Origin of the sequence: Rahnella selenatireducens, from assembly GCF_046449555.1 — a bacterium.
Taxonomy (GTDB): domain Bacteria; phylum Pseudomonadota; class Gammaproteobacteria; order Enterobacterales; family Enterobacteriaceae; genus Rahnella; species Rahnella selenatireducens.
In genome coordinates this window covers 1-20,528 of the sequence record NZ_JBKEZJ010000027.1, presented here as the reverse complement: position 1 = coordinate 20,528, position 20,528 = coordinate 1, and the positions used below count along the sequence as shown (strand labels likewise).

The following is a 20,528-nucleotide window of genomic DNA, read 5'->3' as shown; positions in this document are numbered from 1 at the left end:
GTTTGGGGGAAATAGTTTATGAAAATTAATCTACCGGAGATAACAACATCTTCTGCATTCGCTCCCCTGACCGGAAAAAATGAAGCTGGTCCTTGGTGGTGGAATGCGCCGCCCCCGGCAATAAGCAGCCCGTTGGAAAAACCGCTGAGCCGTGATTTTTGTCAGCGCCAGCAGGCAGCACTTTCTGAGATTGCCGCCCTTCCACGCTGCCTGCGCGCCCCCCTGCATCAGCGGTATCAGTTTTTACTGGAGACAAAGGGCGTGCGTCCGGCATTTCATTTCCTGATGACCGTGTTTGTACAACGATTATGGCCACGCATCCAGCGGGTCAGCGCGCGCCACAGGCTTTACCGCCAGTATTCGGAAAAACTGCTGGCAGAAGAGGAAACCTTCAACCGCCTGCCCGATCTTAATAATGACGCGCTGAAACGGCTGGCAAACATTCTGGCCATTCATATGCAGGATGCTTACGAACATCATTGCGAACGCTGGCTGGAACAGGTGCCTGAACCGGACGTTTTACTGCAAGACTGCACGCAGCGTGAGATTTTCGGGCATCTGGCGGCGATGGCGCGTTCCGTTCGCATTCAGCCACTGTACTGGAATGCATGGCAAAAAGGCCGGATGACCGCGCAGGCGGCGGTCGCCAGCATTTCCCGGCTGGTCAGCGGTGAATGGTGGGAAAGGCAACTGCGTTCGCAGCAACGTCTGTGGCGCGAGGCGCTGATGATCGCCTGCGGTTATGTAAACCGGTCTACTTCGCCTTATGCCAGCAAAAATGCCATCCGTGACGTGGTTTCCCGCCGCCTCTCCACGCTCAATTACCTGAAGCAGTGTGAGCTGGAAAACGTCGAATCCGGTGACAGACTGAGCCTGCTGGAAACCGTTTTAGCCAGCGTTTCGAACCCTAAACTGCGGCGCATGGAATTGATGACGCTGATTGCCGGCGTGGAAGATGTCGCCGATCAGCAACAGGATCGGGGATTGTTTATCACGCTGACGACGCCGTCAAAATACCATCCGATGAAAACTTACGGGCCGCATTCACCCCCGACGTTCAATCCCAAATGGAATCAGTACGCTTTTACACCTAAAAATGCGCAGAGATACCTGGTCGCCGTCTGGGCAAAAATCCGCACCACGTTTAAAGATAAAGGCCTGAAAGTTTACGGCGTTCGCGTCGTTGAGCCCCATCACGACGGTACGCCGCACTGGCATATGATGTTGTTCACGCCGCCTGAACAGCAGCAAAAAGTGGTCGACGTGATGCGCCGTTACGCGCTTGAAGACGATCCCGACGAACCCGGTGCAGCGGAATCCCGCTTTCACTGCAAACCGCTCAACCGCGGAGGCGCTGCCGGGTACATCGCCAAATATGTCGCTAAAAATATCGATGGCTACGCGCTCGAAGGCGAAACCGATCATGATTCTGGCCGGTTGCTGACCGATGTCGCCACCGCCGTCACCGCCTGGGCATCGACCTGGCGGATCCCGCAGTTTCACGCCATTGGCATCCCTTCTGTCGGTGCGTGGCGCGAATGCCGTCGCATACGAAATCAGAGCCTCGCCAGCAGGTTTGACCAACGCGTTGAAGAAGTTCGCAGCTCGGCAGATCAGGGAAGTTTTTCCCGTTATATTCAGGCGCAGGGCGGCATCCATGTCCGGCGAAAAGATCAGACCGTACGCGTTGCCCGCAAAATCAGTGAACAGCTCAACGCTTACGATGAACCGCGACAAAAAGTCATCGGCATTTATGCGCCGCATATCGGCGAGTCGGAAATATTTCTCACACATACCGAGCAATGGCGCATTGTTCGTCAACGTCAATCTAGCGCAGAAATCCCGGTCTTCCGCTCACCTTGGAGTTCTGTCAATAACTGTGGATCGGAATCCCTGTCGTGATCGCTGAAATCCATACAAAAACCACGCCAATAAAAATTTCCGCATTAATTCAATGAATTATATTTTTTAAAATGCTCTGAGTGTTGACGTATTAGATCAATTAAAGAATACTGTATATAAACACAGTATCTGGCGAGGGGAGAAAATGGAAAACCTGACTAAACAACAGCTAACGTTGTCCAGGATACAATTGATCGCAGACATTTCGCAGACAGCGCAATGCAATCCAAAAGAATTTCTTGTTGTGATGTCACTGATTTCAGAGCTGGCTGGCCAGGCTCTGACCGGTGAGGATCAGGACGCTCTCTGTTACAACGGGAGCGCTGACGAAGCTCACTGAAAACCTGTTCAGCGGCGGTACTTCTCTATTGTGGCGCTTATTCTTCCGGCTCCTGTTCGGACTAAGCGCCCCGCCATTTCCCCTTTCTACATTCCCTGTTGTGCCATACGTTTAACAACCCTCTCAGATTGCTGCCTCCGGCCATATTCCGCAGACTGATTTCACCTCCTGACGATTTCACTCACTTGCGGAGAAAACCGATGAAACTCTATGCAGAACAGGGCGATACCCTCGATTCCATGTGCTGGCGTTATTACGGCCGCACCGCGGTTGTCGTGGAAAAAGTGTACGCCGCCAATAAAGGCATTGCGGACTTAGGCCCGCTATTGCCTCACGGCACCGCCGTTGAAATGCCTGATATCGCTGAACAACCGGTTCAGGAAGCGATCAAGTTATGGGACTGAATACTGAACGCATCAGCTCGGCCTGCGCCTATTTCATTGCCACGTCGCTGACCTGGCTGGCGGGCCTGACATCACAGGATGTGGCCTTTTTAGTTGGCTCCTTCGTGGGCGTCGGGACTTTCCTTGTCAACTGGTACTACCGGCGAAAAAGTTTACAGCTTCTGGCGCGCAGCAACCTGAACCCGAAAACCTATGAAGACCTCAACTCTTAAGCGGTGCAGCGCTGCCGTGGTTCTGGCGCTGATGGCGGCGCTGCCCGGTTATGACTCTCTGCAGGTCTCGGAAGAAGGGTTGCTACTGATTACTGACTTTGAAGGTTGCAAGCTGCAACCCTATCAGTGCAGCGCAGGCGTCTGGACCAGCGGCATTGGCCATACGGCAGGCGTGGTTCCAGGAAAACCGATCAGCGAGCATCAGGCGGCTGAAAACCTGCTGCAGGATATTCAGCAAACCGAGCACGCCGTCAAAAAGTGCATGCCCGCCGACATGCCGCAGCCGGTCTTTGATGCCGTAGTGTCATTTAGTTTTAACGTCGGCACCGGCACGGCTTGCAAATCCACGCTGGCGTATTTCATCAACAAACACCAATGGCGGCAGGCCTGCGGACAACTTCCTCGCTGGGTTTATGTGAAAGGCCAGCGCAGCAGCGGGCTGGAACGCCGAAGAAACGCCGAATTCACCGTTTGCATGAAGGGAATTGAATGAAAGCATTGCTGGCACTTATGGCAGGAATGGCCCTGTTAATCGTCATCCTGCTGCTTTCCAACCGTTCACTACAGCACGACCTCAACAATGCCGTTCAGCAGCACAACGCGCTGACCGCGCAAATACACCAGCGCGATCAACTGATTACCGAGCTGAATCAGCAAATGCAGCAACGAGCGGAAGCCGAACTGGCGTTACGTCAAGACCTGAGCACCGCCGCGCTGGTGATGCAGTCCCGGGAACAGGAACGACAAAGGAGCCTTCATGACAATCCGCAATCGCGCCAGTGGGCTGACGCTGATTTGCCTGCTGACGTTAGCCGGCTGCACGACCGCCCGGCCTTCAGCTCCGCCAGCGATTATTTACGTTGGCTGTCCGGCGGTCAGATCCTGCCCGATTCCGCCCAGCCACCCGCGCACTAACGCGGCGCTGAGCGCCGATATTCTCCAGCTGGAATCCGCCCTGCTGAGCTGCGGCCTGCAGATTGAGACCATCAAAAAGTGTCAGGAGGCACAACATGCAAAAACCACTGCAGCTAAAACAACAGCTGATTGAGCAAATCCCCTTTTTCCAATCAGCGCCTGAAAAGCTGGTGATGACCACCGGCGCAGGAAATATCGTCGCCACATCGGCCACTTCATTGTCCTTCGAATACCGTTACACGCTGACTTTAAGCGTCAGCAACGACAATGCGCCCGATGAAAGTCTGACAGACCAGATGGTGGTCGCCATCCTCGACTGGCTTCGGGTCAATCAGCCGGAGATTCTCGGTAATGTCACACACCGGCTGACTGACTTCACTTTTGTGCCGCCGGGCCAGGCGCTTTTATTTACGCTGCAACTCACCGAACGGGTTCAGGTCGATGACGAAAATAGCGTCCGGACGATCACTCACCTGCCGGAACCGCCGCTGCCGGATAACGTTGCCCTGCCGCGCCAGGTATACCTCAACGGAGAACTGATCAGCAGCTGGACCGAGTAACCCGATGACAACTGTTGTGCCATCCGCTGACAGACGGCCATCAGTTGTCGCCCAACCCTGTGAAACGGCATCCTTTATCCCATGAATACAAACTTTCAACTCAACGACATCATGCGTCTGATTGGCAATCTGGTGCGCATCGGAACGGTGTCAGAACTGGATTTACCGAATGCCCGTTGCCGCGTCACCACCGGAAGCAATGTGACGGCGTGGCTGCCGTGGATGACTCACCGCGCGGGCCGCACCCGGAGCTGGTGGGCACCCTCTCCCGGCGAACAGGTTTTACTGCTGTCGATGGGCGGCGAGCTGAATACTGCGTTCGTCTTACCGGCCGTATTTTCCAATACCTCACCGGCGCCGTCGGCTTCGGCTGATGCCCTGCATCTGGCCTTCCCGGACGGCGCGACTTTTGAGTACGAACCGGCGAACGGCGCCCTGAAAGTCAGCGGTATCAAAACGGCTGTGGTGGACGCGTCGGAGCAGGTTGATGTCACCGCGCCGGAAATCCGCTGCACCGCCAGCACTCGCATCACGCTGGATACGCCGGAAGTCGTCTGCACCCGCAAACTGACCACCGCCTCTCTTGAAGTTAAACAAGGCGGCACGCTGACCGGCAATTTAACCCACAGCGGCGGAAGCCTGACGTCCAACGGCATCGTGGTACATACCCATCGCCACAGCGGCGTACAGACTGGCGGCGGTCAAACCGGAGGCCCGCAATGAGTAATCCAAAGTACCTGGGGATGAACAAAAACAGCGGCACGGCGATAGAAGATTTCGATCATATCCGCCAGTCCGTTAGCGACATTTTGAACACACCCGCCGGTTCCAGAGTGATGCGCCGGAACTACGGTTCACTGCTTTCATCGCTCATTGATCAGCCGCAAAACGACGCACTGCGCCTGCAAATGATGGCGATCTGCTACACCGCTTTGCTGCACTGGGAACCGCGTATTTCACTCACGGCCATAACTTTTGACACCGGTTACACCGGCAAAATGGTCGTAGAACTGACCGGAAGCCGTCACGATACGGCATCCGATTTTTCTCTCAATATTCCTGTGAGCTGACACTATGGCAACGATCGATTTGAGCCAGTTACCGGCCCCCGATGTGGTCGAAAAACTGGATTATGAAAGCCTGTTTGAAGAACGAAAAACCACGCTGATTTCGCTGTATCCCGCCGATCAGCAGGAAGCCATCAGCCGTACGCTGACGCTGGAATCCGAGCCGCTGGTCAAACTCCTACAGGAGAATGCCTACCGCGAACTGATCCTGCGCCAGCGGGTAAACGAAGCCGCCCGGGCGGTCATGGTGGCCTATGCCACGGGCAGTGATTTGGATCAGCTGGCGGCGAATAACGGTGTCCAGCGACTGGTTCTGACCCCGGCAGATAATACGACGCTCCCGCCAACGGCGGCGGTAATGGAAAATGATGCAGATTTCCGCAGCCGCATTCCGCAGGCATTCGAAGGAATGAGCGTCGCAGGCCCGGCCGGTTCCTACGAGTATCACGGACTTTCCGCAGACGGTCGCGTCGCCGACATTTCGGTCATCAGCCCGTCTCCTGCCAATGTGACGATTTCGGTGTTGTCGAGAGAGGCGGATGGCATTGCCCCTGAAGACTTGCTGTCCAGAGTCCGCATTGCGCTCAACGACGAAAATGTGCGGCCGATTGCAGATCGTGTTCTGGTGCAATCCGCCAGCGTCGTCCCTTATGAAATCGACGCAATACTGTTCCTCTATCCGGGCCCTGAATCAGAACCGATTACCCTGGCAGCGGAAGAAAAACTGAAATCCTATATCAGCGATCAGCACCGTTTAGGCCGCGATATCCGCTTATCCGCTATTTATGCCGCTTTACACGTTGAAGGTGTTCAGCGCGTCGAGCTCGCCCAACCGGTTGCAGATATCGTGCTCGATAAAACGCAGGCGTCTTATTGCAACCGCTATTCCATCACGGTCGGAGGTTCCGATGAGTGAAAGGTTACTTCCCAGCGGATCTTCACCGCTGGAACTGGCCGCTGCGCAAGCCTGTGCTGAACTGGCGCAGATCCGCGTTCCCCTGAAAACGTTGTGGAACCCGCAGACCTGCCCGACCCAATTTCTGCCTTACCTGGCCTGGGCACTTTCCGTTGACCGCTGGGACAGCGAATGGCCAGCGGCGACCAAACGCAGTGTCATTCAGTCAGCGTGGTTCATCCATCAGCACAAAGGCACAATCAGCGCGATAAAGCGCGTGGTTGAGCCGCTCGGTTACGTCATTAATGTCAGCGAATGGTGGCAGACCGATGATCCGCCGGGCACGTTTAAGCTCGATATCGGCGTTCTGGAATCCGGCATTGATGAGGCCATGTATGAAGAAATGGAAAGACTGATTGATGACGCCAAACCCGCCAGCCGCCATCTGATTGGCCTGACCATTACGCAAGATGTTCCCGGCACCATTTACCTGGGAACAGCCGCCTATGACGCAGAAATACTCACCGTTTACCCGAACTGATAAGGAATCTTATGAGCAAATTTAAATCAGTCGTCACCGCTCTCGGACAGGCGCGGATTGCGTCGGCGATCGCGAGCGGAAAAGACGTCAATATTACCCAGTTTGCCGTGGGCGATGGCAATGGCAGCGCAACGACGCCTTCCGCAACCCAGACGACACTGGTGCATGAAACCTATCGTCTGCCACTCAACTCCATCAAGACCGACAACAAAAATGCTAACTGGATCGTCGCCGAGGCGATTATTCCCGCCAGTGTCGGCGGCTTCTGGATGCGCGAGATGGGCCTGTTTTCATCCGAAGGAGAGCTGATCGCCGTCAGCAATATGGCGGACAGCTACAAACCGACGCTCGAGGAAGGCTCCGGCCGCACCCAGACATTACGCATGGTGATAACGGTAACTGACACCGATGCGGTAACCCTGACGATCGACGACACGCTGGTCATCGCCACCGAAGAATACGTCAACAACCTGCTGGCCGAACACGAAACCTCACGGCGACACCCGGACGGAACGTTAACGGATAAAGGTTTCGTTCAGCTCAGCAGTGCGGTCGACAGCGCCAGCGAAGTTCTGGCAGCAACACCTAAAGCGGTGAAAACGTCTTATGACCTGGCGAAATCTGCAAATGATAATGCCAACGGCCGCGTCCCTGTCACTCGTAAAATAAACGGTAAAGCTTTAAACGCTGATTTAACTTTGGCTGCTGGTGACTTAGGAGCTTATAACACAACGGAATCAGATAGCCGATTCGTAAACGTGAGTGGTGATACAATAAACTCATTAGTTATTTCTAATGACCTGACTCTAAATGGAAAGGGTTTAGTGACGAAAAATGGATTTTATTCTGTAAACGCTAGTACGAATACAACGAATGGATTTCGTATTCAAGGAAATGGGGGGCAGTTTGCCGATACTTATTTTGAAGAAACAGTTGGCCAGTTTGCCGCCTTAGGAATTCATGTGTCCTCTGGTGGTTCAGATGCCTATTATGCATTCCGTAATGGTGGGTCACTACATCTTAATGGTCCCGATGTATATCTCCAGTTAGGCCCGGCGATTCATTATACCGACGGAAATATTTATGGTTCTCTATGGAATGGGTATCTAAACAATTGGCTCTCCACCAATAATACCAATCTTCATAACGATGCTCAAAACTTGGCTAACATTGCCGAAAATAATGTTCGTAACTGGGTATATGGTAGCTTTGTTTCAGATATTCGGCTCGCAGCTTCCTCTGAATTCCAGGAGCGTAGTAACAACGAAAGAATGGGTGGCGGAGTTATGACCTCTTTCAAAGATGCAGGCAGCTCTAACTATTGGATCCGACTTCGCCCTCTCCAAAAGGCAGTCGGTGGCGCTTGGTATACAGTGGGGTACGCATGAAAATCAGCAAATATGGTCCTTTCACATTACGAAATAACCTTACCGATGAAGAAAAAATATTAGCCACAACTCACGCAGTTAATTTTATTGGCGATAGTTTTGGCAATGACTGGTATCAGTTACAAAAAAAATTCTTAGAGAATTCTATAAAAATAGTATATGAGGAACCTAACGGACTTATTATTTCAGCAAGCTATGATGTAAGCGCTCTTTGGCCGCAGTCATTTAATATTGCGGAGTTAGATTCTGTACCTGATGATTTCACTCTACCGGTAACTGGTGGATGCTGGACATTCGATGGTGAAAAAATTGTTAACCGAATTTACTCTAAAGCTGAGAGCAAAGAAATTGCTGACGAAAAAAAGAAACAATTATTAAATCAGGCCACTAATATAATTATGCCATTACAAGATGCAAAAGAACTCTTAATGGCAGATGAGGATGAGCTCAGCACCTTATCAAACTGGATAATTTATCGGATTTTGGTAAGTAGGATTGATACATCCACCGCCCCCGACATCACCTGGCCTGAAATACCGGCCTGATCTCAGCCCCTTCGGGGGCTTTTTTATTACCTTCCTTCAGCCCCGTTCCCCCTGCTCTGTTGTGCCATTTCTCCCACGCCTGCCATCGAATGCGCTTTCTTTTGTGAACCGGCATCCTTGCTTCACCACCCACAACAGAGAGAGTCGACCTGATGGCTGATTATCATCACGGCGTACGCGTCGTCGAAATTAACGACGGTACACGCGTTATTTCTACCGTTTCAACAGCAATTATCGGCATGGTGTGTACCGCAGAAGATGCGGATGCCACTGTATTTCCCCTCAACACGCCGGTTCTGATCAGCGACGTTCTCGCCGCCAGCGGCAAAGCGGGCACTTCCGGTACGCTGCGTGCTGCATTGCTGGCGATTGCCGATCAATGTAAACCAGTTACCGTCGTGGTTCGCGTTGCCACCGGCGAAGATGAAGCAGCAACCACCACCAATATTATCGGCGGTTCTGATGCCAACGGCCGTTACACCGGCATGAAAGCGCTGCTTTCTGCACAGGCTGAACTGGGCGTGAAACCGCGTATTCTCGGTGTTCCTGGGCTGGATAATCAGGCTGTCGCGACGGCGCTGGCGGGCGTTTGCCAGCAACTGCGCGCTTTCGGCTATGTCGGCGTGTATGGCGCAAAAACCATTTCCGATGCCATCAAGTATCGCGACAACTTCAGCCAGCGCGAGCTGATGCTGATCTGGCCTGATTTCGTTAACTGGAATACCACCAGCCAGCCAGACGTTGCTTATGCCACCGCCAGAGCCCTGGGCCTGCGCGCCAAAATTGACCAGGAAACCGGCTGGCACAAAACGTTATCCAACGTGGGCGTCAACGGGGTTACCGGGCTTTCTGCCAGCGTCTTCTGGGATTTACAGGCTACCGGCACTGACGCCGATCTGCTTAACGAAGCCTGCGTCACCACGCTGGTGCGCAAAGACGGCTTCCGTTTCTGGGGCAACCGTACCTGTAGCGATGACACCCTGTTCCTGTTCGAAAACTACACCCGCACCGCGCAGGTTCTGGCCGATACCCTGGCTGAAGCGCACATGTGGGCAGTCGATAAACCGATGACCCCGACGCTGGTCCGCGACATGATCGATGGCATCAAAGCCAAAATGCGTGAGATGAAATCAGCGGGTTACATCATCGACGGCGACTGCTGGTACGACGAAACGGCGAACACCGCTGAAACCCTGAAAGCCGGCAAATTGTATATCGATTACGACTACACCCCGGTTCCTCCACTGGAAGATCTGACCCTGCGCCAGCGCATCACCGACTCATATCTGGTGAATTTCGCCGCGTCCGTAAACAGCTAAGGAGACAATAACTCATGGCACTTCCTAAGAAATTGAAATACCTGAACCTGTTCAACGACGGGAACAGCTATCTGGGCCTGGTCTCTTCCCTGACCCTGCCGAAACTGACCCGCAAGCTGGAGAACTATCGCGGCGGCGGCATGAGCGGTTCGGTCGCCGTGGACTTCGGTCTGGACGACGATGCGCTAACGCTGGAATGGTCTATCGGAGGCCTGGATGAACTGGTATTACAGCAATGGGGCAGTACGTCGGATATCCCGCTACGTTTTGCCGGTTCCCTGCAACGCGACGATACCGGTGACGTTTCGGCGGTGGAAGTGATGATGCGCGGCCGCCACAAGGAATTTGATTTTGGCGAATACAAACAAGGCGAAGACACGGAAACCAAAGTCACCACGCAGTGTACTTACTTCAAGCTGACCATCGACGGCAAAGAGCTGATTGAGATCGACACCGTCAATATGGTGGAAATCGTCAATGGCGTTGACCGTCTGGCGGAACACCGCACCGCGCTCGGCCTGTAATCCCTTCCCTGAGCCGGCAGAACCTTGCCGGCTTCCTCTCCTTCAACAGGAAAACTCATGAGCCAGACTGAAAACAACACCGTCATTTTGGATGTTCCGCTAAAACGCGGTGAAACCGAAATCACCGAAATCCAGGTCACTAAACCGACCGCGGGGAGCCTGCGCGGCATCGGTCTTGCAGCGCTGGCCAATGCGGATGTTGACGCGTTAATCACTATTTTGCCGCGCATCACGATGCCCAATCTGACCAAAGAAGAGTGCGCGCGCCTTGAATTGCCAGACCTGATTGCGCTGGCAGGCAAGGTGATTGGTTTTTTATCACCGAAACCGGAGGCGTAAAAATCGCGCCCCGCCTCACCGTAGATGATCTGATGGCAGACATCGCGGTGATCTTCCACTGGCCGCCGTCCGAAATGGGCGGCATGTCGCTGACGGAGCTCCTGAACTGGCGGCATAAGGCTTTGCAACGCAGCGGAGTAAAAACTGATGAGTAATCTCGAACAATTACCCACGACGCTGGGGAAAATGAACGACGAACTGGCGTCGCTGCGCAAGGCGACGGCCAATATCTGGCAGACCTATACAACAGTGCCCGACAAGAATTTATTCACCACAATGTCGCAAGATATTACTGATGCCTCTTTATCACTGCGCCAGTCGGTTTTCTCGCCGGATAAAACGGCCGAAAAACAGGCCTATCGCGGCGTAAAAACAGCCGCAAAAGAACAGTCCAGGGAGTCACTCCGGGTACGAGTCGAACAAAAAGGGCTGGAAATCGGGCAGCAATATAAGCAGCGTGACCAGCAAACCGGGCAACTCAAGAGTGCGGCTTCGTCGGCTCTCGCTTTTGCACAGCCGAAACTCGAGCTGGCTAAAAGCGTTCTCAAACCCGGCGCAGATTTTGAGGCGGGGCTTTCCGAGGTTCAGTCTTTGCTCCGGCTGAAAAACGGCGACCCGCGCATTGCTGCGCTGCGCCAGCAGGGGCTTTCCATGGCGGCTTCCGGCCATGCGCCTTCTGAAGTCGTGGCGAAACAAAAAGACCTGGCCGTAAAAGGCATGAATGTCGATCAGGTTCTGGCACAAACGCCTGGTGAACTGAATGGCGCCACGCCTGAGGCAAAAATGGACGTGACGGTGAAAGGCGACAATCTGGATGGCGACGTCAAAAAGCTGTTCGCAGGCTGGGATACACTGCGCATCAACCTGTTCGAAGGTCAGAATTCTGCGCTGCGCGAGCTGACGCAGACGGCAGCCGAATGGCTAAACACGCTGAATACCTGGATCACCGATAATCCGCAGCTGGTGAGTTCACTGCTCGGGCTGGCATTAGGCATCACCGGGATTATCGGCGGATTGGGCTCGATGGGCATGGTCATTGCGCCTGTTCTGAGCGGTGTGAACATGCTGATCGCCGGTGCCGGTCTGTTAGGCACCATTTTTACCGGCACGGGCGGCGCGATTGCCGCGGCTTTCGCCGCCATCGGGCTTCCACTTCTGCCCGTCATCGCGATGATAGCCGGTATTGGCATTGCTGTCGTGAAACTCTGGGAGCCGATCAGTGCCGTTGTTGGCGGCATAATTGAAGGCTTCAGTTCCATGATGGGGCCGGTCAGTGAAGCATTTGCACCTTTCAAAAGCGCGCGGGGCTGGATCACGGATTTGTTCGAACCGATAAAATTCAGTCAGGACGAACTGAGCCTCTTCACCAATATAGGCAAAGAAGTCGGCATCGCCATCGGTGAAGTTTTTGTCACGCTGAACAAGGCGGTTTCGCAGATCGGCGAAATCTTTAGCTGGGCTAAAAAAGGGTGGGATTCCATTTTCGGCGGCGACGAACCTGGCGCAGCGCCGGATATTTCAACGCCGCCGGTGGAGAGCATCTCCCCTACGGGCGGTGTTCTGGGTATGTATCAGCCGGCAAAAAACAGCGTGGCGAATAATCTGACCGACAACCGCGCAACCACCGTCAATGTCAGTTTTACCGCCACGCCGGACACCGATCAGAATCAAATTCGCGAGCTTATCGCAAACACCATGAACGAGCGGGAATGGAACGCCACTAACGCCGGATACAGCCAGTTTACTAACGGAGGGTTTTACGGATGATGATGTCACTGGGTTTGTTTGTTTTTAAACTAAACACTCTTCCCTATCAGACGCTTAGCCGGGCGGTAAATTACAACTGGCAGGAAAACACCCGTATTGGTCAACGTCCGGTTTCCCAGTTTCTGGGGCCGGGGAAGGAGTCGATGAAACTCAGCGGACTGCTTTTGCCCGAAGTCACCGGTGGAATAAGCTATTTGCAAGTTTTAGAAGGTATGGCCGAGTCTGGACGGGCGTGGCCATTGATCGAAGGCAGCGGGACCCTCTACGGCATGTTTGTCATTGAGAGCATGACACACGATAACACAGAGATTAATTCGAACGGCCAGGCACGGAGCATCAGTTTTTCGGTCAATTTAAAACGCGTCGATGAATCTCAGGTGGCCATGTTTGGCGATCTGCTGGCTCAGGCTGAAGGGCTTTTTAACAAAGCCAGTTCAGCAGTGAGCAACTTCGTGCACGGAGCCTGACTATGATTACCGATTATCATTTACCGGCTGGCGCGCGCATTGCGCCAGCGTTTACCCTGACGGTAAAAAACAAAGTCCTGGAAGAGAATATTTCCAGCCGTATCATCAATTTATCGGTGACGGATAACAGCGGTTTTGTAGCGGATACTCTGAACCTGACCTTCGACGACAGCGATGGTCGGTTGCAGATGCCTGCCCGGGGAACCGTTTTGCATTTGCATCTCGGGTGGTCGAAGCTTGCGTTATATGACTGCGGCTATTTTATCGTCGACACGGTGACGTATTCCGGCGCACCGGACATCATCACCGTCACTGCCCGCAGCGCAGACCTGAGTGGTTCCTTTGATACCAAACTCAGCCAATCGTATGACGATTACACGCTGGGCGCGATCGTTCGTATCATTTCTGCGCGGAATAAACTCACCCTTCCGGTGATCCCGGCGGAGCTGGATAGCATCAAGATCTCGCACATCGATCAGACGAACGAAGCCGACAGCTATTTCCTGACTCGGCTGGCGCAAAGCTACGGTGCTCAGGTAACAGTCAAAAACGGTTCGATCATTTTCTACAAAGCCAGCGTAGGACGTACCGCGTCCGGTCAGGCGTTACCGTGGAGAACCATCGAGCGCAGTGATGGGGATATATACGCCTTTAAACTGGTGGATCAACTGGCGTATGGCGGTGTGAAAGCGCAATGGCATGATGTCAAAACGGCGACCACCCGCAACGTCGATCTTAAACGAACCGCCGGCCAGAACAAAGGGGATGCAGACACAAGCTATATCGCAGGTAAAAATGAAAACCCTCTTCAACTGAGTAAAATTTTTCCTGATGAGGAAACGGCAAAACGGGCGGCTGATTCTGTGTTTAATCAAATCCAGAACGACTCGTCTTCCTTCACTATCCAGCTGGCATTGGGGCGGGCAGACCTGAGCGCGCAAACGCCGGTCAATGTACAAGGTTTTAAGGAGGTTATTGATAATGAAAATTGGGTCATTAACTCGGCAAAACATGAAATCAATGCAAAAGGGTTTACCACGACATTGGATTTGAAACTTTATATTGCAAATATCACTTACGAATCTTCAATACCACAATTATAACTTGCTTTTGCGAGTTATGAATTTCATAATGACTCCATCGCTTACCTGTCATGCCGGAGGTTTTTATGATGCATTGCCCGCTTTGTGGAAAAGTCGCTCATACCCGTTCAAGCCGCTATCTGAGTGAATCAACCAAAGAACGTTATCATCAGTGCCAGAATATTGAATGCAGCTGCACGTTTGCCACCCACGAATCCGTCGCCCGGGTCATCTCAAAACCCGGCAGCCAGCGCCCTGCTGCGTAGTCAATTTGCCGCTATTTTGCCACCACTGAACACAAAAAAAAGGGGTTAGCCGATGGCTAACCCCTTGTTCTCTATTAACTAGTCGATGTCGCGTTAGCGATACCTTAGTTAAGACGCTCTTTGATACGAGCTGACTTACCAGTACGCTCACGCAGGTAGTACAGTTTAGCTTTACGAACGGCACCACGACGTTTAACAGTAATGCTGTCGATTACTGGGGAGTGAGTCTGGAATACACGCTCAACACCTTCGCCGTTAGAAATTTTGCGAACAGTGAATGCAGAGTGCAGACCGCGGTTACGAATAGCGATAACCACGCCCTCGAATGCCTGCAGACGCTTTTTAGAACCTTCAACGACCCATACCTTAATTTCCAGGGAATCACCTGGACGGAATGCAGGTACGTCTTGCTTCATCTGCTCTTGTTCGATTTGTTTAATGATATTGCTCATAATATGTCTCTTACCCTAGGTAAACTGATATATCGGGAGGGCTTAGCGTAACGCTTAAGCGTTCCCTTCATAGTTTTGTTGACTGAGTCGATGTTCCTTTTGGAACTCTCTCAGCAACACCTCTTGCTCGTCAGTCAGAGCTAGGTTTTCCAGAAGTTCAGGTCTTCTAAGCCAGGTTCGACCCAGCGACTGTTTCAGGCGCCAGCGACGTATATCAGCGTGGTTTCCCGACAGTAAAACTGGCGGAACTTCCATGCCTTCCAACACTTCAGGGCGGGTATAGTGGGGGCAATCGAGCAATCCGTCAGCGAAAGAATCTTCTTCTGCTGAGGCCTGACGACCCAGAACGCCCGGTATAAAGCGGGAAACTGAATCAATCAGAGTCATTGCCGGTAACTCTCCACCGCTGAGAACATAATCGCCAATTGACCATTCTTCATCAATTTCGGTTTTGATTACGCGCTCATCAATCCCTTCATAGCGACCACAAACCAGAATAATTTTCTGATGGGCCGCCAGTTCACACACACCGGTTTGATCCAGTTTGCGTCCCTGAGGTGAAAGATAAATCACTTTCACACCTTCGCCTGCCGCTGCTTTTGCTGCATGAATAGCTTCCCGTAAAGGTTGCACCATCATCAGCATGCCGGGACCACCGCCGTAAGGGCGCTCGTCCACGGTACGATGTCGGTCGTATGCGAAGTCACGAGGACTCCAGCAATTTACGCTCAACAGGCCATTTTTAACTGCCCGGCCAGTTACCCCGTAATCGGTGATTGCGCGAAACATCTCAGGAAACAGGCTAATTATACCAATCCACATAGCCTACCCCTTTCGAATGCTTTATCGCTCAACCCATCGTTGTTTACATCAGTAAACGTTACGGAGGTCAAAAACCAGGATCCCAATCTACTTCAACAGTGCGAGTAGTGAGATCGACTTTCTTGATAACCTGCCCATCGAGGAACGGAATCAACCGCTCCTTGAGTCCGAAGGCATCTTTCAGGTTGGCTTTGACTACCATCACATCGTTAGAACCGGTTTCCATCATATCGATGATTTTGCCCAGTTCGTAACCGGAAGTTGTCACTACCTGGCAACCAAAAAGGTCTTTCCAGTAATAGTCACCGTCTTCCAGTGGAGGTAGCTGCTTTGAATCAACGACAATTTCACAATTGGTCAGAAGATTCGCTGCATCCCTGTCATCAACGCCTTTGACTTTGATAATCAGGTCCTGAGTGTGGCGTTTCCAGCCTTCCAGCTCGACAACTTGCCACTTACCGGCACGCTGGATAAACCAGGGCTGGTATTCGAAGATGCTTTCAGCGTCTTCGGTGGATGAAAACACTCTGAGCCAACCACGAATGCCGTATGTTGAACCCATTTTGCCGAGTACTAACGGCTCAGCGGGTACCACTGGATTGGATTGCTTGCTCATTGCCACCACCGCGACAGATTAAGCTGCTTTCTTAGCGTCTTTGATCAGCGAAGAAACGCGATCAGAAACGGTTGCACCCAGTTCTACCCAATGGGTAATACGATCCAGGTCCAGACGCAGTGCTTCAGCCTGGCCAGAAGCCAATGGGTTGAAGAAACCTACGCGTTCGATGAAACGACCGTCACGAGCGTTGCGGCTGTCGGTCACTACTACTTGATAAAACGGACGCTTTTTTGCGCCGCCACGTGCTAAACGAATTGTTACCATAACATCCTCTTTAGTTAATAAAACAACCAGACCCCATCGGGGAACGGGGTCTGGTTGCAATATAAAAAGCCCGAAAATTTTACTCATTTTGGCGCAAAAAGCAATCTAAAGCGTAAAGAGCCCAGACCGCATTTTGCATGAGCCGCCTATGTGGCTGATATATAGACAGTGATGTCGATTAACGGCCCGGGAAACCTGGTGGCATCATACCCTTCATGCCACGCATCATTTTCGCCATGCCGCCATTCTTCATTTTCTTCATCATGCGCTGCATATCGTCGAACTGCTTGAGTAAGCGGTTAACGTCCTGCACCTGCATGCCGGAACCCAGCGCGATACGGCGCTTGCGGGAACCTTTAATAATTTCTGGTTTAGCGCGTTCTTTCATCGTCATCGAGTTGATGATCGCTTCCATACGCACCAGAACCTTGTCATCCATCTGAGATTTGACGTTGTCAGGCAACTGACCCACGCCCGGCAATTTGCTCATCATGCTCGCCATGCCGCCCATATTACGCATTTGCTTGAGCTGCTCGAGGAAGTCGGTCAGGTCAAAGCCATCGCCTTTCTTAAGCTTGTTGGCCAGTTTCTCAGCCTGTGCCCGGTCAACTTTGCTCTCAATATCTTCGATAAGAGAAAGCACGTCGCCCATGCCCAAAATGCGGGACGCGATACGATCAGGGTGGAACGGCTCCAGCGCATCGGTTTTTTCACCCATACCCAGGAATTTAATCGGTTTTCCGGTGATGTGGCGAATCGACAGCGCAGCACCGCCACGGGCGTCACCGTCGACTTTCGTCAGGATCACACCGGTCAGTGGCAGCGCTTCGTTAAACGCTTTAGCGGTATTCGCCGCATCCTGGCCGGTCATGGCATCGACCACAAACAGCGTTTCTACCGGATTAATCGCGGCGTGAACCTGCTTGATTTCGTCCATCATCGCTTCGTCGACGTGTAAACGTCCGGCGGTATCGACAATCAGAACATCGTAGAATTTCAGTTTTGCCTGCTGCAGGGCGCGGGTGACGATATCCACCGGCTTTTCCTGTGCATCGGATGCGAAGAAATCCACTTCAACTTGCTGCGCCAGGGTTTCCAGCTGTTTGATCGCCGCAGGGCGATAAACGTCGGCGGAGACCACCAGCACTTTTTTCTTTTTCTTTTCTTTCAGGAATTTCGCCAGTTTACCGACGCTGGTGGTTTTACCGGCACCTTGTAAACCCGCCATAAGAACGACAGCCGGTGGCTGCGCCGCTAAGTTGAGCTCGGTATTAGCCTCGCCCATCGCGGTTTCCAGTTCTTTCTGGACAATTTTGACGAATTCCTGACCCGGCGTCAGACTCTTATTGACCTCATGGCCAACAGCGCTCTCTTTCACCCGGTTGATGAAGTCGCGAACGACCGGCAGCGCAACGTCCGCTTCCAGTAACGCCATACGCACTTCACGTAATGTCTCTTTGATATTTTCTTCGGTCAGCCGCCCGCGGCCGCTGATATTGCGCAGTGTGCGCGACAATCGATCGCTTAAATTCTCAAACATCGTCTCTTGCTCAACGTAATGACAGGCCGCTTTTGCGACGTAATTGCGGGATTATAACACGAAGCGCGGACGATCTCTGCTTTGGCATCTCAGATAGGTTGGAGCGTGACGCGGGTAACGTTATACTGCGGTTCTCATTCACTTTTCGATGCTACCGAAACGCTATGTCAGTTTTTGCTCTCGTCGCCATGTTGGCCTATCTGCTCAGCCTTGCACTGATCATTCCGAGCATTATCCGGAAGAACAGCGCATACCGGCGGTTAGCGTTGGTTTCTGTTGTCGTGGCACTGGTTTGCCACGCTGTCGCATTGCAGGAACGCATCTTCGACGTCAGCACCGGGCAGAACCTGAGTCTGGTGAACATCGGTTCGGTCGTGAGTTTAATCATCGGCACCGTGATGACCATTGTCGCGTCGCGTAATCGCGGCTGGTTTATTTTGCCAATTGTTTACAGCTTTTCGCTGATCAACCTGGCGTTTGTCACTTTCCTTCCGGGCGAATTCATCACGCATCTGGAAGAAAGTAAAGGCTTGCTGGTGCACATTGGCCTGGCACTGTTCTCTTACGCCACGCTGATGATTGCCGCATTGTACGCGCTTCAGCTGGCGTGGCTCGATTATCAGCTGAAGAACAAACGACTGACGTTCACGGCGGATATGCCTCCGCTGATGACCATCGAACGTAAATTATTTCACATCACCCAAATTGGCGTCATTTTACTGACGCTGACGCTATGCACCGGATTGTTGTATCTGAACAACCTGTTCAGCCCGGAGAATATCGACAAGGCCGTCTTATCGATACTGGCGTGGTTCGTTTATATCGTCCTGCTGTGGGGTCATTATCACGAAGGCTGGCGTGGCCGCCGCGTGGTATGGTTCAGCATGGCAGGCGCCATCTTACTGACACTTGCCTATTTCGGCAGCCGCCTGATCCAGCAAATCATGGTTCACTAATCAAAAGGAATACCCGTTGGAGCACGTCTCGACAACAACCCTGATCATCACATTGATCATCATGGTGGTGGTTTCGGCTTATTTTTCAGCCTCCGAAACCGGTATGATGACACTCAACCGTTACCGGTTACGTCACCTGGCCAAACAGGGTAACCGTGCGGCGCGTCGCGTCGAAAAGCTGTTAAAACGCCCTGACCAGCTGATCAGCCTCGTGCTCATCGGCAACAACCTGGTCAATATTCTTGCTTCCGCTCTGGCAACCATTGTGGGTATCCGTCTGTATGGCGATGCCGGCGTAGCGATTGCGACCGGCGTGCTAACTTTCGTGGTTCTGCTGTTTGCCGAAGTTTTGCCGAAAACCTTCGCAGCGCTCAATCCTGAACGCATTGCTTTTCCGAGCAGCATTTTGTTGCGCCCTCTGCAAAAAATCATGATGCCACTGGTGTGGATCCTGAACAGCCTCTCGCGTCTGCTGATGCGTATGTTTGGTATCAAAACCACGGCCAGCCTGAGTGATGCTGTGAGCAAAGAAGAGCTGCGTACTATCGTGAATGAATCGCGCTCGCAAATCTCACGCCGCAATCAGGACATGCTGCTTTCAGTTCTGGACCTCGAAAAAGTGTCCGTTGATGACATCATGGTGCCGCGCAATGAAATCGTCGGCATCGACATTAACGACGACTGGAAGTCCATCATCCGCCAGCTCACGCACTCACCGCACGGCCGTATTGTGCTGTACCGCGACTCGCTTGATGATGCGATCGGCATGCTGCGTTTACGCGAAGCGTATCGCTTGATGACCGAGAAGAAAGAATTCACCAAAGAAAACCTGCTGCGCGCTGCGGACGAGATTTACTACATTCCGGAAGGTACGCCGCTGAACATTCAGTTGGTAAAATTCCAGCGCAATAAAAAGAAAGTGGGCATTGTGGTCGATGAATATGGTGATATTCAGGGTCTGGTGACCGTCGAAGATATTCTTGAAGAAATCGTCGGTGATTTCACAACGTCGATGTCGCCTACGCTGGCTGAAGAAGTCACACCCCAAAGTGACGGCTCTGTACTGATTGAAGGCAGCGCGAACGTCCGTGAGCTGAACAAAGCGTTTAACTGGCATCTGCCTGCCGACGGGCCGCGAACCATCAACGGCATGCTTCTGGAAGTGCTGGAAGATATCCCGACTATCGGTACCAGCTTGCGCATTGAAGATTACGAAGTCGAAATTCTCGATGTGCAGGACAATATGATCAAACAGGTGCAGGTTCGCCCGTTACAGCCCTTGCAAACCAGCGTAAACCAACACTAATCCGCTAAGTGGCAGTGACCAGTCCTGATATAGGTT

At 52.6% G+C, this 20,528-nt stretch carries 29 protein-coding genes; 24 read left to right on the top strand and 5 right to left on the bottom strand.

Annotation, left to right across the window (positions count from 1 at the left end; all coding sequences use genetic code 11):
- Window positions 1–18 precede the first annotated feature (18 nt).
- From ACLBVC_RS23715 to ACLBVC_RS23610, 22 genes are all read left to right on the top strand, one after another.
- Entirely contained in the window at window positions 19–1,902 is a 1,884-nt protein-coding gene (locus tag ACLBVC_RS23715) for a replication endonuclease (RefSeq protein WP_410151668.1), read from the top strand.
- 145 nt (window positions 1,903–2,047) lie between these two features.
- Window positions 2,048–2,242 carry a hypothetical protein gene (locus tag ACLBVC_RS23710; protein WP_410151667.1) on the top strand — a complete coding sequence of 65 codons (195 nt, stop codon included), beginning with the start codon at window positions 2,048–2,050 and terminating at the stop codon, window positions 2,240–2,242.
- Between the two features lie 200 nt (window positions 2,243–2,442).
- Window positions 2,443–2,646 carry a tail protein X gene (locus tag ACLBVC_RS23705; protein WP_152323980.1) on the top strand — a complete coding sequence of 68 codons (204 nt, stop codon included), beginning with the start codon at window positions 2,443–2,445 and terminating at the stop codon, window positions 2,644–2,646.
- Complete coding sequence (locus ACLBVC_RS23700) at window positions 2,637–2,858, top strand: HP1 family phage holin (protein WP_410151666.1); 222 nt, start codon at window positions 2,637–2,639, stop codon at window positions 2,856–2,858. Before ACLBVC_RS23705 ends, ACLBVC_RS23700 begins: the two co-directional genes overlap by 10 nt.
- Window positions 2,839–3,351: a lysozyme gene (locus ACLBVC_RS23695; RefSeq protein ID WP_410151665.1), complete on the top strand. Its 513-nt coding sequence runs from the start codon at window positions 2,839–2,841 to the stop codon at window positions 3,349–3,351. Before ACLBVC_RS23700 ends, ACLBVC_RS23695 begins: the two co-directional genes overlap by 20 nt.
- Window positions 3,348–3,773: an Rz-like lysis system protein LysB gene (gene lysB / locus ACLBVC_RS23690; RefSeq protein ID WP_410151664.1), complete on the top strand. Its 426-nt coding sequence runs from the start codon at window positions 3,348–3,350 to the stop codon at window positions 3,771–3,773. Before ACLBVC_RS23695 ends, lysB begins: the two co-directional genes overlap by 4 nt.
- Window positions 3,658–3,906 carry an Rz1-like lysis system protein LysC gene (gene lysC / locus ACLBVC_RS23685; RefSeq protein WP_410151678.1) on the top strand — a complete coding sequence of 83 codons (249 nt, stop codon included), beginning with the start codon at window positions 3,658–3,660 and terminating at the stop codon, window positions 3,904–3,906. Before lysB ends, lysC begins: the two co-directional genes overlap by 116 nt.
- Complete coding sequence (locus tag ACLBVC_RS23680) at window positions 3,869–4,333, top strand: phage tail protein (protein ID WP_410151663.1); 465 nt, start codon at window positions 3,869–3,871, stop codon at window positions 4,331–4,333. Before lysC ends, ACLBVC_RS23680 begins: the two co-directional genes overlap by 38 nt.
- Window positions 4,334–4,414: 81 nt before the next feature.
- Entirely contained in the window at window positions 4,415–5,056 is a 642-nt protein-coding gene (locus ACLBVC_RS23675) for a phage baseplate assembly protein V (RefSeq protein WP_410151662.1), read from the top strand.
- A complete protein-coding gene (locus ACLBVC_RS23670; protein WP_410151661.1) occupies window positions 5,053–5,403 on the top strand; it encodes a GPW/gp25 family protein in 351 nt (116 codons plus the stop codon). Before ACLBVC_RS23675 ends, ACLBVC_RS23670 begins: the two co-directional genes overlap by 4 nt.
- Before the next feature lie 4 nt (window positions 5,404–5,407).
- Window positions 5,408–6,316: a baseplate assembly protein gene (locus ACLBVC_RS23665; RefSeq protein ID WP_410151660.1), complete on the top strand. Its 909-nt coding sequence runs from the start codon at window positions 5,408–5,410 to the stop codon at window positions 6,314–6,316.
- On the top strand, window positions 6,309–6,836 hold the full coding sequence (locus ACLBVC_RS23660; RefSeq protein WP_410151659.1) for a phage tail protein I: 528 nt from the start codon (window positions 6,309–6,311) through the stop codon (window positions 6,834–6,836). The genes ACLBVC_RS23665 and ACLBVC_RS23660 overlap by 8 nt, the downstream gene beginning before the upstream one ends.
- 11 nt (window positions 6,837–6,847) lie before the next feature.
- Window positions 6,848–8,224, top strand: coding sequence for a phage tail protein (locus ACLBVC_RS23655; RefSeq protein ID WP_410151658.1), 1,377 nt, complete (start codon window positions 6,848–6,850; stop codon window positions 8,222–8,224).
- Window positions 8,221–8,769, top strand: coding sequence for a tail fiber assembly protein (locus ACLBVC_RS23650; protein WP_410151657.1), 549 nt, complete (start codon window positions 8,221–8,223; stop codon window positions 8,767–8,769). Before ACLBVC_RS23655 ends, ACLBVC_RS23650 begins: the two co-directional genes overlap by 4 nt.
- 152 nt (window positions 8,770–8,921) lie before the next feature.
- Entirely contained in the window at window positions 8,922–10,088 is a 1,167-nt protein-coding gene (locus tag ACLBVC_RS23645; protein ID WP_410151656.1) for a phage tail sheath protein, read from the top strand.
- Window positions 10,089–10,102: 14 nt separating this feature from the next.
- Window positions 10,103–10,612, top strand: a complete 510-nt coding sequence (locus ACLBVC_RS23640; protein ID WP_152323991.1) for a phage major tail tube protein — start codon at window positions 10,103–10,105, stop codon at window positions 10,610–10,612.
- A 57-nt stretch (window positions 10,613–10,669) separates the two neighbouring features.
- Entirely contained in the window at window positions 10,670–10,951 is a 282-nt protein-coding gene (locus ACLBVC_RS23635; RefSeq protein ID WP_195816470.1) for a phage tail assembly protein, read from the top strand.
- A 32-nt stretch (window positions 10,952–10,983) separates the two neighbouring features.
- Window positions 10,984–11,106 carry a GpE family phage tail protein gene (locus ACLBVC_RS23630; RefSeq protein WP_104924478.1) on the top strand — a complete coding sequence of 41 codons (123 nt, stop codon included), beginning with the start codon at window positions 10,984–10,986 and terminating at the stop codon, window positions 11,104–11,106.
- The gene (locus ACLBVC_RS23625; protein WP_410151655.1) at window positions 11,099–12,718 is read left to right on the top strand and encodes a phage tail tape measure protein; all 1,620 of its coding nucleotides are present in this window, start codon (window positions 11,099–11,101) and stop codon (window positions 12,716–12,718) included. Before ACLBVC_RS23630 ends, ACLBVC_RS23625 begins: the two co-directional genes overlap by 8 nt.
- Entirely contained in the window at window positions 12,715–13,185 is a 471-nt protein-coding gene (locus ACLBVC_RS23620) for a phage tail protein (protein ID WP_410151654.1), read from the top strand. Before ACLBVC_RS23625 ends, ACLBVC_RS23620 begins: the two co-directional genes overlap by 4 nt.
- Before the next feature lie 2 nt (window positions 13,186–13,187).
- A complete protein-coding gene (locus ACLBVC_RS23615; protein WP_410151653.1) occupies window positions 13,188–14,288 on the top strand; it encodes a contractile injection system protein, VgrG/Pvc8 family in 1,101 nt (366 codons plus the stop codon).
- 65 nt (window positions 14,289–14,353) lie between these two features.
- The gene (locus ACLBVC_RS23610) at window positions 14,354–14,533 is read left to right on the top strand and encodes an ogr/Delta-like zinc finger family protein (RefSeq protein ID WP_104924474.1); all 180 of its coding nucleotides are present in this window, start codon (window positions 14,354–14,356) and stop codon (window positions 14,531–14,533) included.
- 104 nt (window positions 14,534–14,637) lie between these two features.
- On the opposite strand, the gene rplS is transcribed toward ACLBVC_RS23610, so the two are convergent.
- From rplS to ffh, 5 genes are all read right to left on the bottom strand, one after another.
- Window positions 14,638–14,985, bottom strand: a complete 348-nt coding sequence (gene rplS, locus ACLBVC_RS23605; protein WP_013574038.1) for a 50S ribosomal protein L19 — start codon at window positions 14,983–14,985, stop codon at window positions 14,638–14,640.
- A gap of 54 nt (window positions 14,986–15,039) precedes the next feature.
- Window positions 15,040–15,807: a tRNA (guanosine(37)-N1)-methyltransferase TrmD gene (gene trmD / locus ACLBVC_RS23600; RefSeq protein WP_104924473.1), complete on the bottom strand. Its 768-nt coding sequence runs from the start codon at window positions 15,805–15,807 to the stop codon at window positions 15,040–15,042.
- Window positions 15,808–15,874: 67 nt separating this feature from the next.
- Window positions 15,875–16,423: a ribosome maturation factor RimM gene (rimM, locus tag ACLBVC_RS23595; RefSeq protein WP_152323996.1), complete on the bottom strand. Its 549-nt coding sequence runs from the start codon at window positions 16,421–16,423 to the stop codon at window positions 15,875–15,877.
- A gap of 18 nt (window positions 16,424–16,441) precedes the next feature.
- Window positions 16,442–16,690: a 30S ribosomal protein S16 gene (gene rpsP, locus ACLBVC_RS23590; RefSeq protein ID WP_152324071.1), complete on the bottom strand. Its 249-nt coding sequence runs from the start codon at window positions 16,688–16,690 to the stop codon at window positions 16,442–16,444.
- A gap of 178 nt (window positions 16,691–16,868) precedes the next feature.
- Complete coding sequence (ffh, locus tag ACLBVC_RS23585) at window positions 16,869–18,230, bottom strand: signal recognition particle protein (protein ID WP_195816465.1); 1,362 nt, start codon at window positions 18,228–18,230, stop codon at window positions 16,869–16,871.
- Between the two features lie 164 nt (window positions 18,231–18,394).
- Here ffh and ACLBVC_RS23580 point away from each other — a divergent pair, with 164 nt between their 5' ends.
- On the top strand, window positions 18,395–19,186 hold the full coding sequence (locus tag ACLBVC_RS23580) for a cytochrome C assembly family protein (protein WP_195816464.1): 792 nt from the start codon (window positions 18,395–18,397) through the stop codon (window positions 19,184–19,186).
- A 16-nt stretch (window positions 19,187–19,202) separates the two neighbouring features.
- Window positions 19,203–20,492: an HlyC/CorC family transporter gene (locus tag ACLBVC_RS23575; protein WP_410151652.1), complete on the top strand. Its 1,290-nt coding sequence runs from the start codon at window positions 19,203–19,205 to the stop codon at window positions 20,490–20,492.
- Window positions 20,493–20,528 lie beyond the last annotated feature (36 nt).